Consider the following 14,117-nt stretch of genomic DNA (forward strand, 5'->3'; position numbering starts at 1 on the left):
CTACGATGCTGTCGACATGGTCTTTCGCCATGCGCCCCCTTTTGGTGCCATCACCCAATGATTAGAATGCGCGCCTATTCGCAAGGATCGCCATCATGCTGTTGATGCTCTACCTCGTCGCCATCACCGCCGAAGCCATGACCGGCGCGCTGTCTGCCGGGCGCCGTGGCATGGACTGGTTTGGCGTGGTGCTGATCGCCTGCGTCACCGCACTGGGCGGTGGTTCGGTGCGCGATGTGCTGCTGGGGCATTACCCGCTGACGTGGGTCAAACACCCGGAATACCTGGTGTTGACCTCTATCGCAGCACTGGTGACGATCTTTATCGCGCCGCTGATGCGCCGCCTGCGCTCGCTGTTTCTGGCGCTGGACGCTTTGGGCTTGGTGGCGTTTACCCTGATCGGCTGCATGACTGCGTTGGAGATGGGCCACGGCATGTTGGTGGCTTCGGTCAGCGGCGTGATCACGGGCGTATTCGGCGGCATCCTGCGCGATATCTTCTGTAACGACATCCCGCTGATCTTTCGCCGCGAGCTGTACGCCAGCGTGTCGTTTCTCGCTGCCTGGTTCTACATGCTGTGCCTGTATCTGCAACTGCCCAGCGAGCAGGCGATTCTGCTGACGCTATTCAGCGGTTTTCTGCTACGCCTGCTGGCGATCCGTTTTCACTGGGAAATGCCCAAGTTCGTCTACAACGACGACGTGCACTAGCGCGTAGCGTGCTGGTTCAGCGCCCATTCCACATGTTCGCGCACCAGTTCGGACGGATAATCGCGACGTGCTTTCAAGGCTTCGAGCACCGGAATGCTTGATGGCGCATTGCCCAGGCCCACCGCCAGGTTGCGCAGCCAGCGCTCATAACCGGCGCGACGCAGGGGCGAGCCTTCGGTGCTGCTGAGGAATTTATCCTCGTCCCACATAAACAATTCGGCCAGTTCGGCGTTATCCAGATTGTGCCGTGGCTTGAAATCGCTTTCGGCAGTGGGTCGGGCGAAACGATTCCACGGGCAAACGATCTGACAGTCATCGCAGCCGAATACTCGATTGCCGATCAGTGGGCGCAGGTCCTCGGGGATCGCGCTCTTGAGTTCGATGGTCAGGTAGGAAATGCAGCGCCGCGCGTCGAGCACATAAGGGCCGACGAAGGCATTGGTGGGGCAGATATCCAGGCAGGCGGTGCAGCGGCCGCAATGCTCGGTGGCGTGGGGCGCGTCCACCGGCAAGGGCAAATCGACAAACAGTTCGCTCAAAAAGAAATAGCTGCCGGCCTTGCGATTGAGCACCAGGGTGTTTTTGCCGATCCAGCCCAGGCCGGCTTGTTCGGCAATGGCTTTTTCCAAAACGGGCGCGCTGTCGACAAAGGCGCGAAAGCCAAACGGGCCGATCTGTGCCTGGATGCGGTCGGCCAGTTGTTGCACGCGCTTGCGGATCAGCTTGTGGTAATCGCGGCCCAGGGCGTAACGGGAGATGTAGGCTTTTTCTGGCTCGGCCAGCAACTGCGCCATTTGTGTGTCGCCTGGCAGATAATCCATGCGCAGCGACACCACGCGCAGCGTGCCCGGCACCAGTTCATCGGGGTGCGAGCGTTTGCTGCCATGGGCGCCCATGTAGTCCATCTCGCCGTGGTAGCCCGCGTCGAGCCAGCGTTGCAGGTGCTGCTCATGCTCGGCCAGGTCCAGGCCGCTGATGCCGACTTGTTGAAAGCCCAGCTCGCGGCCCCAGTCTTTGATCGATTGGGCGAGGGCGGGCAGATCGGAGGTAATTGCGGGCATGAGACACGGGAAACCACAGGTTAGATGCGTATAATTCTGCCAGACATCGGAGCTTGAAGACGCATGCCGCAGACAAAACACACAATTACCGACGTACAGCCGCTGTTGCACGGCCATTTGCCGCAACTGGCTGCACGTTCCCCGGACGCCCATAAAGGGCAGTTCGGCCACCTGCTGGTCATCGGCGGCGACCATGGCTTTGGCGGTGCTGCGCTGTTGAGTGCCGAAAGCGCTCTGCGCAGCGGCGCGGGCATGGTTTCGTTGGCGACTCGCCCGGAACACGTGCCAGCCGCACTCGCACGCTTGCCGGAAGTCATGACCGTCGGCGTCAGTTCGGCCAACCAGTTGATGGGGTTGCTGGAAAAAATTTCGGTGATCGTTATCGGCCCCGGCCTGGGCGCAGCGTCCTGGGGCAAAAGCCTGCTGTCTGTTGCCGCCAACGCCCGGCAGCCGCAGGTCTGGGATGCCGATGCCTTGAACCAGCTGGCCGCAGGCGGTGTAAACCTGCCGGCCAACAGCGTAATCACGCCGCATCCCGGTGAGGCGGCGCGGTTGATGGGCATCACGACAGCCGAGGTTCAGGCCGATCGCCTTAACGTGGCGCGCGCTTTAAGCCAGACATTCAATGCAGTGGCTATCCTCAAGGGTGCTGGCAGTTTGATTGCCAGCCCGGACGGTCGTGTTTCGCGCTGTGACCAAGGCCATCCAGCAATGGCGACGGCCGGTTTGGGGGATGTGCTGAGCGGCTTGGTGGGCGCCTTGCTGGCCCAAGGCATGCCTGCCTATGAGGCAAGTTGCCTGGCCGTGTGGTTACACGCTACGGCAGGGGATCGCCAAGGCACTTATGGTCGCGGCCTGGCCGCCAGCGACCTGATACCTGCCATTCGTCAATTGCTGGAGGAGCAGTCGCCGTGTCTGAAGTAAGCCTTTTTCTGGCTGATGAAGGCGCCATGGTCGCGTTGGGTCAGCGTATTGCACAGGTTACGGCCGGCGCGGGACTGATTTTCCTTGAGGGCGACCTGGGCGCGGGCAAAACCACGCTGTCGCGGGGGATTATTCGTGGGCTGGGCCACACGGGCGCAGTAAAAAGCCCGACGTTCACCTTGGTCGAACCCTATGAGATCGGCACGGTTCGCGCCTTCCACTTCGACCTGTATCGGCTGGTCGACCCCGAAGAACTGGAGTACATGGGCATCCGTGATTACTTCGATGAAGATGCACTGTGCCTGATCGAGTGGCCAGATAAAGGCACAGGCTTTTTGCCAAAGCCGGACCTGACCATTACCATTACGCCGCATGAGCACGGACGTCAGCTGAAGTTGTTGCCCCAGAGTGCGCGCGGCCAGTCTTGGTGCGCGGCCCTGGCATTGGAATTCAAATAAAATTGGTGGGGTTAGGTATGCGCTTTCGCGCGATGGTTGCTGTCGTAGGGGTGTTGCTTGCGGCAATGACTTTCAATGCTCTGGCTGCTTCACAGGTGAAAAGTGTTCGCCTGTGGCGAGCGCCGGATAACACGCGACTGGTGTTCGACCTGTCTGGCCCGGTCCAGCACAGCGTCTTTACCCTGACGGCGCCCGATCGCCTGGTGATCGACATCAACGGCGCCACCCTGGGCGCGCCGCTGAAAGTATCCACCGCTAATACCCCGATCACCTCGATGCGCTCGGCCCAGCGCACGCCGACGGACCTGCGTGTGGTCATCGACCTGAAAAAGGCCGTGACCCCGAAAAGCTTTGTCCTGGCACCTAACGCCCAATACGGCAATCGATTGGTGGTCGACCTGTTCGACAACGCCGCCGATGCCAACCCGCCGCCAGCGCCGCCGCCGAGTGTTGCGACGGTGCCGGCCGTGCCGGTCAACCCGTCGCAGCCGCAGGTCAAGTTGCCGCCGCTACCACCGGCGCCTGCGGGCAAGCGCGACATTATCGTGGTGATCGACGCCGGTCACGGCGGTGAAGACCCGGGCGCTTCCGGCTCGCGCGGCCAGCATGAAAAAGACGTGGTACTGGCTATCGCCCGTGAACTGCAGCGCCAGGTTAACGGCATGAAAGGCTATCGCGCCGAGCTGACCCGTACCGGTGACTACTTCATCCCGCTGCGTGGCCGTACCGAAATCGCCCGCAAGAAGGGCGCCGACCTGTTTGTGTCGATCCACGCCGACGCCGCACCGTCGACAGCGGCCTTCGGTGCCTCGGTGTTTGCCTTGTCCGATCGTGGCGCTACGTCCGAAACCGCACGCTGGCTGGCGGACAGTGAAAACCGTTCCGACTTGATCGGCGGGGCCGGCAACGTGTCCCTCGACGACAAGGACAAAATGCTCGCCGGTGTACTGCTCGACCTGTCGATGACCGCTTCGCTGACGTCCAGCTTGAACGTCGGCCAAAAAGTCCTCAGCAACATTGGCCGCGTGACGTCCCTGCACAAGCAGCGCGTGGAGCAGGCCGGGTTCATGGTGTTGAAGTCGCCGGATATCCCGTCGATCCTGGTGGAAACCGGGTTTATTTCCAACTCCAACGAAGCCTCGAAACTGGCCAGCGCCAGCCACCAGCAGGCATTGGCGCGTTCGATCAGCGCCGGTATTCGCCAGTTCTTCCAGCAGAACCCGCCGCCGGGCACCTACATTGCCTGGCTGCGTGATTCCGGCAAAATCGCCCAGGGCCCGCGTGACCATCGCGTGCAGCCCGGCGACACCCTGGCCATGCTGGCCGTGCGTTTCCAGGTATCGGCCGCGACCTTGCGCAGCGCCAATAACCTGAAGACCGATGAGTTGAAAGTTGGCCAGGTGTTGACCATCCCTGGCACTGAATTGGCGGCGCAGTAATGAGCGAATCCCTATTGAACAGCGGCTCGCGTATCGAGCTGCTCAGCCCGCGCCTCGCCAACCAGATTGCGGCAGGTGAGGTAGTTGAGCGCCCGGCGTCGGTGATCAAGGAGTTGCTGGAAAACAGCATCGACTCCGGCGCCAAGCGCATTGATGTCGACGTGGAGCAAGGTGGGGTCAAGCTGCTGCGGGTGCGTGACGACGGCAGCGGCATCTCTTCGGATGACCTGCCGTTGGCGCTGGCTCGTCACGCCACCAGCAAGATTCGAGACCTCGAAGACCTCGAGCGGGTGATGAGCCTGGGTTTTCGCGGTGAGGCATTGGCGTCCATCAGCTCCGTGGCGCGCCTGACCCTGACTTCGCGCACCCGCAGCGCCGAGCAGGCCTGGCAGGTGGAAACCGAAGGCCGTGATATGGCGCCTCGTGTGCAGCCGGCCGCGCACCCGGTGGGCACTTCGGTTGAAGTTCGCGACCTGTTTTTCAACACGCCAGCACGACGCAAATTCCTCAAGGCCGAAAAAACCGAATTCGATCACCTGCAAGAAGTCATCAAACGCCTGGCCTTGGCGCGCTTTGATGTGGCGTTCCATTTACGCCACAACGGCAAGACCATCCTCAGCCTGCACGAAGCCCACGACGACGCCGCGCGCGCTCGGCGTGTATCTGCGATTTGCGGAGCGGGCTTCCTGGAGCAGGCGCTGCCGATAGAAATCGAGCGCAATGGCTTGCGCCTGTGGGGCTGGGTGGGTTTGCCGACCTTCTCCCGCAGCCAGGCGGACTTGCAGTACTTCTTCGTGAATGGCCGCGCGGTACGCGACAAACTGGTGGCCCACGCGGTGCGCCAGGCGTATCGCGATGTGCTGTTCAATGGGCGGCACCCGACGTTTGTGCTGTTCTTTGAAGTCGACCCGTCGGTGGTCGACGTCAACGTGCACCCGACCAAGCACGAAGTGCGTTTCCGCGACGGGCGCATGGTGCATGACTTCCTCTATGGCACGCTGCACCGCGCCTTGGGCGATGTGCGCCCGGATGATCAACTGTCTGCGCCGATTGTGACGGCGGTGGTAAGGCCGAGCGGTCCGGAGGCTGGCGAGTTCGGGCCTCAGGGCGAAATGAGCCTGGCGGCCAACCTGCTGCAATCGCCGCAGCCGCAGCCTTCATTTACGGCGCCGGGTTCCGGTTCGGGCGCGGGGTACCAGTACCAATACACGCCACGCCCGCAATCGACAGTGCCGGTGGCTGAGGCTCAGGCCGCTTATCGCGAGTTTTTTGCCCCGCTGCCGGGTGCCGAGCCCGGCGCGGTGGCGTTGCCCGAAGGTGGCGGTGATATTCCGCCGCTGGGTTATGCGCTGGCGCAGCTCAAGGGCATTTATATCCTGTCCGAAAACGCCCACGGCCTGGTGCTGGTGGACATGCACGCCGCCCACGAGCGGATCATGTACGAGCGCTTGAAGATCGCCATGGCCAGTGAAGGTCTGAGCGGCCAGCCGTTGTTGGTGCCGGAGTCCCTGGCGGTGAGCCAGCGTGAAGCCGATTGCGCCGAGGAACACCACAGCGTGTTCCAGAAGCTGGGCTTCGAACTGCAACGCCTGGGCCCGGAAACCCTGGCTATTCGCCAGATTCCTGCGCTGCTCAAACAAGCCGAAGCCAACCGCCTGGTCGCCGACGTACTGGCCGACCTGATGGAATACGGCACCAGCGACCGCATCCAGGCACATATCAACGAACTGCTCGGTACCATGGCCTGCCACGGTGCAATCCGCGCAAACCGCCGCCTGGCGTTGCCGGAAATGAACGGTTTGCTGCGCGACATGGAGAACACCGAGCGCAGCGGGCAATGCAACCATGGCCGACCGACCTGGACCCAAATGGGCCTGGACGACTTGGACAAACTGTTTTTGCGCGGCCGTTGATGAGCGCCTTGCCCCCCGCCATCTTCCTGATGGGCCCTACGGCCGCCGGCAAGACCGACCTGGCCATCGAGCTGACCAAAGTGCTGCCCTGCGAGCTGATCAGCGTCGACTCTGCCCTGGTTTACCGGGACATGGACATCGGCACGGCCAAGCCTTCAAAAGAACTGTTGGCACAGTATCCGCACCGATTGATTGACATCATCGACCCGGCCGAGAGCTATTCCGCCGCCGATTTCCGTACCGATGCCCTGGCCGCCATGGCCGAAATCACCGCGCGGGGCAATATTCCGCTGCTGGTGGGCGGTACGATGCTCTATTACAAGGCTTTGCAGGAAGGCTTGGCGGATATGCCAGCGGCCGACGCCCAGGTGCGCGGCGAAATCGAAGAAGAGGCTGCGCGCCTTGGATGGCAGGCCTTGCACGACCAGTTGGCGGCAGTCGACCCGGTTTCCGCTGCGCGCATTCACCCCAATGACCCCCAGCGCCTCAGTCGCGCCCTGGAAGTTTGGCGGGTGAGTGGCCAGACCATGACTGAACACAGGCTGAAACAAACTGCGCAAAGTGCTGATGCAGGCGCATCTGGACAGTCACAATTGCCCTATACTGTGGCGAACCTGGCCATTGCTCCGGCAAATCGCCAGGTGTTGCATGAACGAATTGCACAAAGATTCACAATTATGTTGGAACAGGGGTTTGTGGACGAGGTCGTAGCACTGCGTTCCAGAGGTGACCTGCATGCCGGGTTGCCTTCGATACGTGCTGTTGGCTACCGCCAAGTCTGGGAACACCTGGATGGCAAGCTGACGTCAGCCGAAATGCAGGAACGCGGCATCATTGCCACGCGCCAATTGGCGAAGCGCCAGTTCACCTGGCTGCGCAGCTGGAGCGATTTGCACTGGTTGGACAGCCTGGACAGCGACAATCTGTCACGCACCTTGAAATACTTGGGATCGGTCTCCATATTGAGCTGAGTCCTTGCAATTGCCGTCTATCCTTGGGGGTGTGACGGCCATGAGCTATCTATTTTCCGAATTTTATTATTGATCCTTAAAGGAGTGCGGCACATGTCAAAAGGGCATTCGCTACAAGACCCTTACTTGAATACTTTACGTAAAGAGAAAGTTGGGGTTTCCATCTACCTGGTCAACGGTATCAAGCTGCAAGGCACGATCGAGTCGTTCGACCAGTTCGTGATCCTGCTGAAAAACACCGTCAGCCAGATGGTTTACAAGCACGCTATCTCGACAGTCGTTCCAGTTCGTCCAATCCGTCTGCCTAGCGCAGCAGGTGATGAACAGGGTGACGCTGAGCCAGGTAACGCCTGATAGGAGTCTCCTTTGTTCTTTGAGCGCCACGGTGGTGGTGAGCGAGTAATCCTCGTTCACTTGGATGGACAGGACCCTGAGGCGCGCGAAGATCCGCAGGAGTTTCAGGAGTTGGCAAATTCGGCCGGCGCCGAGACCGTTGCGTTTTTTAACGTACCGCGTCATCGGCCAACCGCCAAATACCTGATTGGCAGCGGAAAGGTCGAGGAACTGCGCGACCTGGTTCACGCCGAAGAAGCCGATCTGGTGATCTTCAATCACACCCTCACGCCCAGTCAGGAACGTAACCTCGAACGTGTTTTCGAGTGTCGCGTGATTGACCGCACCGGTCTGATTCTCGATATTTTCGCCCAGCGCGCCCGTACCCATGAAGGCAAGCTCCAGGTAGAACTGGCCCAGCTTGACCACATGAGCACCCGGCTGGTGCGTGGCTGGACTCACCTTGAGCGTCAGGGTGGTGGCATCGGCATGCGCGGCCCGGGTGAAACCCAGCTGGAAACCGACCGTCGTCTGCTGCGGGTGCGCCTGCGCCAGATCAAGGGCCGCCTGGAAAAAGTACGCAGCCAGCGCGAACAATCACGCCGTGGTCGCTCGCGTGCGGATATCCCTACCGTGTCCCTGGTGGGCTATACCAACGCCGGCAAATCCACGCTGTTCAACAACGTGACGAAATCGGACGTGTACGCGGCCGACCAACTGTTCGCCACCCTCGACCCGACCCTGCGCCGTCTGGACATCGACGACCTGGGGCCGATTGTCCTGGCCGACACCGTAGGTTTCATTCGTCATCTGCCCCACAAGCTGGTCGAAGCATTTCGGTCTACGCTCGAAGAGTCGAGCAATTCCGACTTGCTGTTGCATGTGATCGATGCGGCCGAACCGGATCGCATGTTGCAGATCGAGCAGGTGATGGTGGTGCTGGGCGAGATTGGTGCACAAGACTTGCCGATCCTCGAGGTCTATAACAAACTCGATTTGCTTGAGGGTGTCGAGCCGCAAATCCAGCGCGATGAAGACGGCAAGCCCCAGCGGGTTTGGCTGTCGGCACGCGATGGCAGTGGCCTGGAGTTGCTTGAACAGGCGATTGCCGAGTTGCTGGGCAGCGATTTGTTTGTCGGCACCTTGCGCTTGCCGCAACGTTTTGCTCGACTGCGTGCACAGTTTTTCGAACTGGGCGCCGTACAGAAAGAAGAATACGACGAAGAAGGTGTCAGCTTGCTGGCCGTTCGATTGCCGCGCTCGGAGCTGAATCGGCTGGTCAGCCGTGAAGGTGTGGTACCGACAGAGTTCATCGAACAACACACTTTGCAATAAAAGCCTCCGAAAGCGGTTGTGCCGCAGTAGCAGGCATTCTGTAGCATTGGTCGGCGCGCCGTGGGTGCGTCTTTGCTTTATCAGATGGAGAGCGCTATGGCTTGGAATGAGCCGGGTGGCAACTCGAATAATCAGGATCCTTGGGGTGGTAAACGCCGCAATAATGGCGACCGCAAGGGGCCACCAGATCTCGACGAGGCCTTCCGAAAGCTGCAGGAAAGCCTGAATGGGTTGTTCGGTGGTGGAAAAAAACGTGGTGGCGGTGACGACGGCGGTCGCACAAGCAAGGGCGGCGGCTATGGCCTGCTGGGCCTCGGGCTTGTCGTGCTCGCAGCCGTGTGGCTGTACAGCGCTGTGTACGTAGTCGACGAGCAGGAGCAAGCCGTGGTGCTGCGCTTCGGCAAGTACTACGAGACTGTCGGGCCAGGCCTGAACATCTATTTCCCGCCGATCGACAAGAAGTACATGGAGAACGTCACGCGTGAGCGTGCCTACACCAAGCAGGGCCAGATGCTGACCGAAGACGAGAACATCGTCGAAGTGCCGCTGACCGTGCAGTACAAGATCAGCAACCTGCAGGATTTCGTGCTGAACGTTGATCAGCCGGAAATCAGCCTGCAACACGCTACCGAAAGCGCCCTGCGCCACGTGGTGGGTTCCACCGCCATGGACCAGGTGCTGACCGAAGGGCGTGAATTGATGGCCAGCGAAATCAAGGAGCGCCTGCAACGGTTCCTCGATACCTACCGCACCGGCATCACGGTGACTCAGGTGAACGTACAAAGCGCAGCTGCACCGCGCGAAGTGCAGGAAGCCTTTGATGACGTGATCCGCGCCCGTGAAGACGAGCAGCGTTCGCGCAACCAGGCTGAAACCTACGCCAACGGCGTCGTGCCGGAAGCCCGTGGTCAGGCCCAGCGCATCCTTGAAGATGCCAACGGTTACCGCGACGAAGTGGTCTCCCGCGCCAAGGGTGAGGCGGACCGCTTTACCAAACTGGTTGCCGAGTACCGCAAGGCTCCGGAAGTCACGCGTGAGCGTCTGTACCTGGACACCATGCAGGAAGTCTTCAGCAACACCAGCAAGGTTCTCGTGACCGGCAGCAAAGGTGGGCAGAACAACCTGCTGTACCTGCCGCTGGACAAGATGATCGAAGGTGGTCGTAGCGGCACCAGCGCACCGTCCAGCAGCTCGAATGCCGCTGCCAACGAAGCGAGCGCCCGTGCGGCCGCTGACTTGCTGCAACAGCAAACACGTACCAGGGAGAGTCGTTGATGAGCAATAAATCGCTGACCGCCCTGATTGTGGGCGTCGTCGTGGTCATCGCTGCCTGGAACTGCTTCTACATCGTGTCTCAGACCGAGCGCGCGGTGTTGCTGCAATTCGGTCGTGTGGTGCAGGCGGATGTCCAGCCGGGCCTGCATGTGAAAGTCCCCTACGTGAACCAGGTGCGCAAGTTCGACGGCCGCCTGATGACCCTGGATGCACCGACACAACGCTTCCTGACCCTGGAAAAGAAAGCCGTGATGGTTGACGCCTACGCCAAGTGGCGCGTCAAGGATGCCGAGCGCTTCTACACCGCGACCTCCGGCCTCAAGCAGATTGCCGACGAGCGTTTGTCGCGCCGTCTGGAATCGGGCCTGCGTGACCAGTTTGGTAAACGCACCCTGCACGAGGTGGTATCCGGTGAACGTGATGCGCTGATGGCTGACATCACCCGTTCGCTGAACACGATGGCAGAGAAAGAGCTGGGCATCGAAGTCGTCGATGTTCGGGTCAAGGCCATCGACCTGCCGAAGGAAGTGAACCGCAGCGTGTTCGAGCGTATGAGCACCGAGCGTGAGCGTGAAGCCCGTGAGCATCGCGCCAAAGGTAACGAGTTGGCTGAAGGTATCCGTGCGGATGCCGACCGTCAGCGCCGTGTACTGCTGGCAGAGGCTTATCGCGAGTCTGAAGAGGCTCGTGGTGATGGCGACGCCCAAGCTGCGGCGATCTACGCCAAGGCTTACGGCCAGGACCAGGAGTTCTACGCGTTCTACCGTAGCCTGCGTGCCTACCGTGAAAGCTTCGCGAACAAAACCGACGTCATGGTGCTGGACCCAAGCAGCGACTTCTTCCGCTACCTGGAAAAGTCCAAGTAACCAAGCCTGTGACTTTAGGGCGCACTCCGTCGGGCGGCTAAAATGCCTGGCGGGGTGATCCTTTCAGAAAACGGGTGTATGATGCGGCAGCCGGGAAATTCCCGGCTTTTTTGCGTCTGCACGTTTGATTCGGCAGGCGCCACAGGTTTTTCGAGGAAAGTGCCCGACGAGGCCGCTGGCAGGCCGTTCGTCACGTCGCTCTTGCGCGTGGATTATGCAAAGCGTGGGTATTTTCTGCTTCACTCAAGGCTCGGCCGAGGGCTGGCCGCCCGGATCATAGGGGAATGGCGTAATGGCAACGGTAGACCGCTGGCTGCTGCCAGATGGCATCGAAGAAGTACTGCCACCAGAGGCTGCGCGCATTGAAGTAGCGCGTCGCCAGGTGTTGGATCTGTTCCAGAGCTGGGGTTACGAGTTTGTCGTGACCCCCCATATCGAGTACCTGGAATCCCTGCTGACCGGCGCGGGCCAGGACCTGGATCTGCGCACCTTCAAGGTCATTGACCCGCAATCGGGCCGGCAAATGGGTTTCCGTGCCGACATCACGCCGCAAGTGGCGCGCATTGATGCGCACACCCTGCGCCGCGAAGGCCCGAGCCGCCTGTGCTACGCCGGCAGCGTGCTGCATGCTCAGCCGCGTGCGTTGTCGTCGTCGCGCAGCCCGATCCAGTTGGGCGCCGAGTTGTACGGTGATGCCAGCCCGAGCAGCGACGTTGAAGTGATCAGCCTGATGCTGGCTATGCTGCAACTGGCCGATGTGCCGGATGTACACATGGACCTGGGTCACGTGGGTATCTATCGTGGCCTGGCCCGTGCGGCCGGTTTGTCCGGTGAAGTGGAGCAACAGTTGTTCGATGCCTTGCAGCGCAAGGCGATCGATGAAGTGATCGCCCTGACCGCAGGCGTGCCTGCGGACCTGGCCGACATGCTGCGTGCACTGGTGAACCTGTGCGGCGGTCGTGAAGTGCTGGTGGCTGCCCGTGAGCGCCTGGCCAATGCGCCGGCGCCGGTCCTGGCTGCGCTGGATGATGTGTTCGCGATTGCCGAGCAATTGTCGGCGCGCTTCCCTGAGTTGCCGCTGTATTTCGACCTGGGTGAGTTGCGCGGTTACCACTACCACACCGGTGTGGTGTTCGCCGTCTTTGTACCGGGTGTTGGCCAGGCCATCGCCCAAGGCGGTCGTTATGACGATATCGGCGCCGACTTCGGTCGTGCCCGTCCGGCGACTGGCTTTTCTACCGATTTGAAAACCCTGGTGACCCTGGGGCGTGCTGAGGTCGAGCTGCCGTCTGGTGGCATCTGGATGCCCGACAGTACGGACGCAGCACTCTGGCAGCAGGTTTGCCAGTTGCGCAGTGAGGGTCAGCGTGTCGTCCAGGCTTTGCCTGGGCAGCCATTGGCCGCCGCCCGTGAAGCGGACTGCGACCGGCAATTGATTCTGCAGAACGGGCTTTGGCAAGTATCGCCACTGGCTTCTTGAGTTTTCCTGCCGGCCATCGCCGGCACCAAGTTTGCGCGAATGAGGACAAGTGTTATGGGTAAGAATGTCGTAGTCCTGGGCACCCAATGGGGTGATGAGGGCAAAGGCAAGATCGTTGATCTGCTGACCGAACATGCTGCCGCCGTAGTGCGCTACCAAGGTGGCCACAACGCTGGCCACACCCTGGTCATCGATGGCGAAAAAACCGTCTTGCACCTGATCCCGTCGGGCGTGCTGCGCGAAGGCGTGCAGTGCCTGATCGGCAACGGTGTTGTGGTTGCACCTGACGCCCTGCTGCGTGAGATCACCAAGCTGGAAGAGAAAGGCGTACCGGTGCGCGAGCGCTTGCGTATCAGCCCGTCCTGCCCGCTGATCCTGTCCTTCCACGTTGCGCTGGACCAGGCCCGTGAAAAGGCGCGTGGCGAGCTGAAGATCGGTACAACCGGTCGCGGCATCGGCCCGGCGTACGAAGACAAGGTTGCACGTCGTGGCCTGCGTGTGGGCGACCTGCTCAACATGCCGCGCTTTGAAGACAAGCTGCGTGAACTGGTGGATTACCACAACTTCATGCTGGTGGGTTACTACAAAGAGCCGGCCATCGAGTTCGAAAAGACCTTGGCCGAGTGCAAGGAATACGCTGAGCTGCTCAAGCCGCTGATGCTGGATGTGACGGCCGAGCTGCACGACCTGCGTCGCGCCGGCAAAGACATCATGTTCGAAGGCGCCCAGGGTTCGTTGCTCGACATCGACCACGGCACCTACCCGTACGTGACCAGCTCCAACACCACCGCTGGCGGCGTTGCGACCGGTTCGGGCGTTGGCCCGATGTTCCTGGACTACATCCTGGGCATCACCAAGGCTTACACCACGCGCGTGGGTTCGGGCCCGTTCCCGACTGAGCTGTTTGACGAAGTCGGCGCACACCTGGCCAAGCAAGGTCACGAGTTCGGTGCAACTACCGGCCGTGCCCGTCGTTGCGGCTGGTTCGACGCCGTTATCCTGCGCCGCGCTATCGATGTGAACAGCATCTCGGGCATCTGCCTGACCAAGCTGGACGTTCTCGACGGCCTGGAAGCCATCAATATCTGCATCGGCTACAAAGATGCAGACGGCAAGGACGTTGCACCGACCGACGCTGACAGCTACGTCGGCCTGCAGCCTGTGTACGAAGAAGTGCCGGGCTGGACCGAATCGACCGTGGGCGCCAAGACCCTGGAAGAGCTGCCGGCCAACGCCCGTGCTTACATCAAGCGTGTTGAAGAGCTGATCGGCGCGCCGATCGACATTATTTCGACAGGCCCGGACCGCAACGAGACCATCGTTCTGCGTCACCCGTTCGCTTAATAAGCTGT

At 60.9% G+C, this 14,117-nt stretch carries 13 protein-coding genes; 12 read left to right on the forward strand and 1 reads right to left on the reverse strand.

Features of this window, described 5'->3' with window-relative positions:
• Positions 1–92 precede the first annotated feature (92 nt).
• Positions 93–710, forward strand: coding sequence for a trimeric intracellular cation channel family protein (locus PSH96_RS02620; RefSeq protein ID WP_170039141.1), 618 nt, complete (start codon positions 93–95; stop codon positions 708–710).
• Here the strand turns inward: PSH96_RS02620 and queG are convergent.
• Entirely contained in the window at positions 707–1,771 is a 1,065-nt protein-coding gene (gene queG / locus PSH96_RS02625; protein WP_305457298.1) for a tRNA epoxyqueuosine(34) reductase QueG, read from the reverse strand. The genes PSH96_RS02620 and queG overlap by 4 nt on opposite strands.
• A gap of 63 nt (positions 1,772–1,834) precedes the next feature.
• Here queG and PSH96_RS02630 point away from each other — a divergent pair, with 63 nt between their 5' ends.
• From PSH96_RS02630 to PSH96_RS02680, 11 genes are all read left to right on the forward strand, one after another.
• Positions 1,835–2,695, forward strand: coding sequence for an NAD(P)H-hydrate dehydratase (locus PSH96_RS02630; protein WP_305457300.1), 861 nt, complete (start codon positions 1,835–1,837; stop codon positions 2,693–2,695).
• Entirely contained in the window at positions 2,683–3,153 is a 471-nt protein-coding gene (gene tsaE, locus PSH96_RS02635; protein ID WP_305457302.1) for a tRNA (adenosine(37)-N6)-threonylcarbamoyltransferase complex ATPase subunit type 1 TsaE, read from the forward strand. The genes PSH96_RS02630 and tsaE overlap by 13 nt, the downstream gene beginning before the upstream one ends.
• A gap of 17 nt (positions 3,154–3,170) precedes the next feature.
• Positions 3,171–4,592: an N-acetylmuramoyl-L-alanine amidase gene (locus PSH96_RS02640; protein WP_305457304.1), complete on the forward strand. Its 1,422-nt coding sequence runs from the start codon at positions 3,171–3,173 to the stop codon at positions 4,590–4,592.
• On the forward strand, positions 4,592–6,505 hold the full coding sequence (gene mutL / locus PSH96_RS02645) for a DNA mismatch repair endonuclease MutL (RefSeq protein ID WP_370694323.1): 1,914 nt from the start codon (positions 4,592–4,594) through the stop codon (positions 6,503–6,505). The genes PSH96_RS02640 and mutL overlap by 1 nt, the downstream gene beginning before the upstream one ends.
• A complete protein-coding gene (miaA, locus tag PSH96_RS02650) occupies positions 6,505–7,476 on the forward strand; it encodes a tRNA (adenosine(37)-N6)-dimethylallyltransferase MiaA (protein WP_305457306.1) in 972 nt (323 codons plus the stop codon). Before mutL ends, miaA begins: the two co-directional genes overlap by 1 nt.
• Positions 7,477–7,569: 93 nt before the next feature.
• A complete protein-coding gene (gene hfq, locus PSH96_RS02655) occupies positions 7,570–7,830 on the forward strand; it encodes an RNA chaperone Hfq (RefSeq protein ID WP_003188059.1) in 261 nt (86 codons plus the stop codon).
• 12 nt (positions 7,831–7,842) lie between these two features.
• Positions 7,843–9,144, forward strand: coding sequence for a ribosome rescue GTPase HflX (gene hflX / locus PSH96_RS02660; protein WP_017138462.1), 1,302 nt, complete (start codon positions 7,843–7,845; stop codon positions 9,142–9,144).
• A 96-nt stretch (positions 9,145–9,240) separates the two neighbouring features.
• On the forward strand, positions 9,241–10,419 hold the full coding sequence (hflK, locus tag PSH96_RS02665) for an FtsH protease activity modulator HflK (protein ID WP_017138461.1): 1,179 nt from the start codon (positions 9,241–9,243) through the stop codon (positions 10,417–10,419).
• On the forward strand, positions 10,419–11,285 hold the full coding sequence (gene hflC / locus PSH96_RS02670) for a protease modulator HflC (protein ID WP_017138460.1): 867 nt from the start codon (positions 10,419–10,421) through the stop codon (positions 11,283–11,285). Before hflK ends, hflC begins: the two co-directional genes overlap by 1 nt.
• Before the next feature lie 292 nt (positions 11,286–11,577).
• Entirely contained in the window at positions 11,578–12,765 is a 1,188-nt protein-coding gene (locus PSH96_RS02675; protein ID WP_017138459.1) for an ATP phosphoribosyltransferase regulatory subunit, read from the forward strand.
• Between the two features lie 54 nt (positions 12,766–12,819).
• Positions 12,820–14,109, forward strand: coding sequence for an adenylosuccinate synthase (locus tag PSH96_RS02680; protein ID WP_065930676.1), 1,290 nt, complete (start codon positions 12,820–12,822; stop codon positions 14,107–14,109).
• Positions 14,110–14,117 lie beyond the last annotated feature (8 nt).

This window comes from Pseudomonas sp. FP2338, from assembly GCF_030687515.1.
Lineage (GTDB): Bacteria > Pseudomonadota > Gammaproteobacteria > Pseudomonadales > Pseudomonadaceae > Aquipseudomonas > Aquipseudomonas salomonii.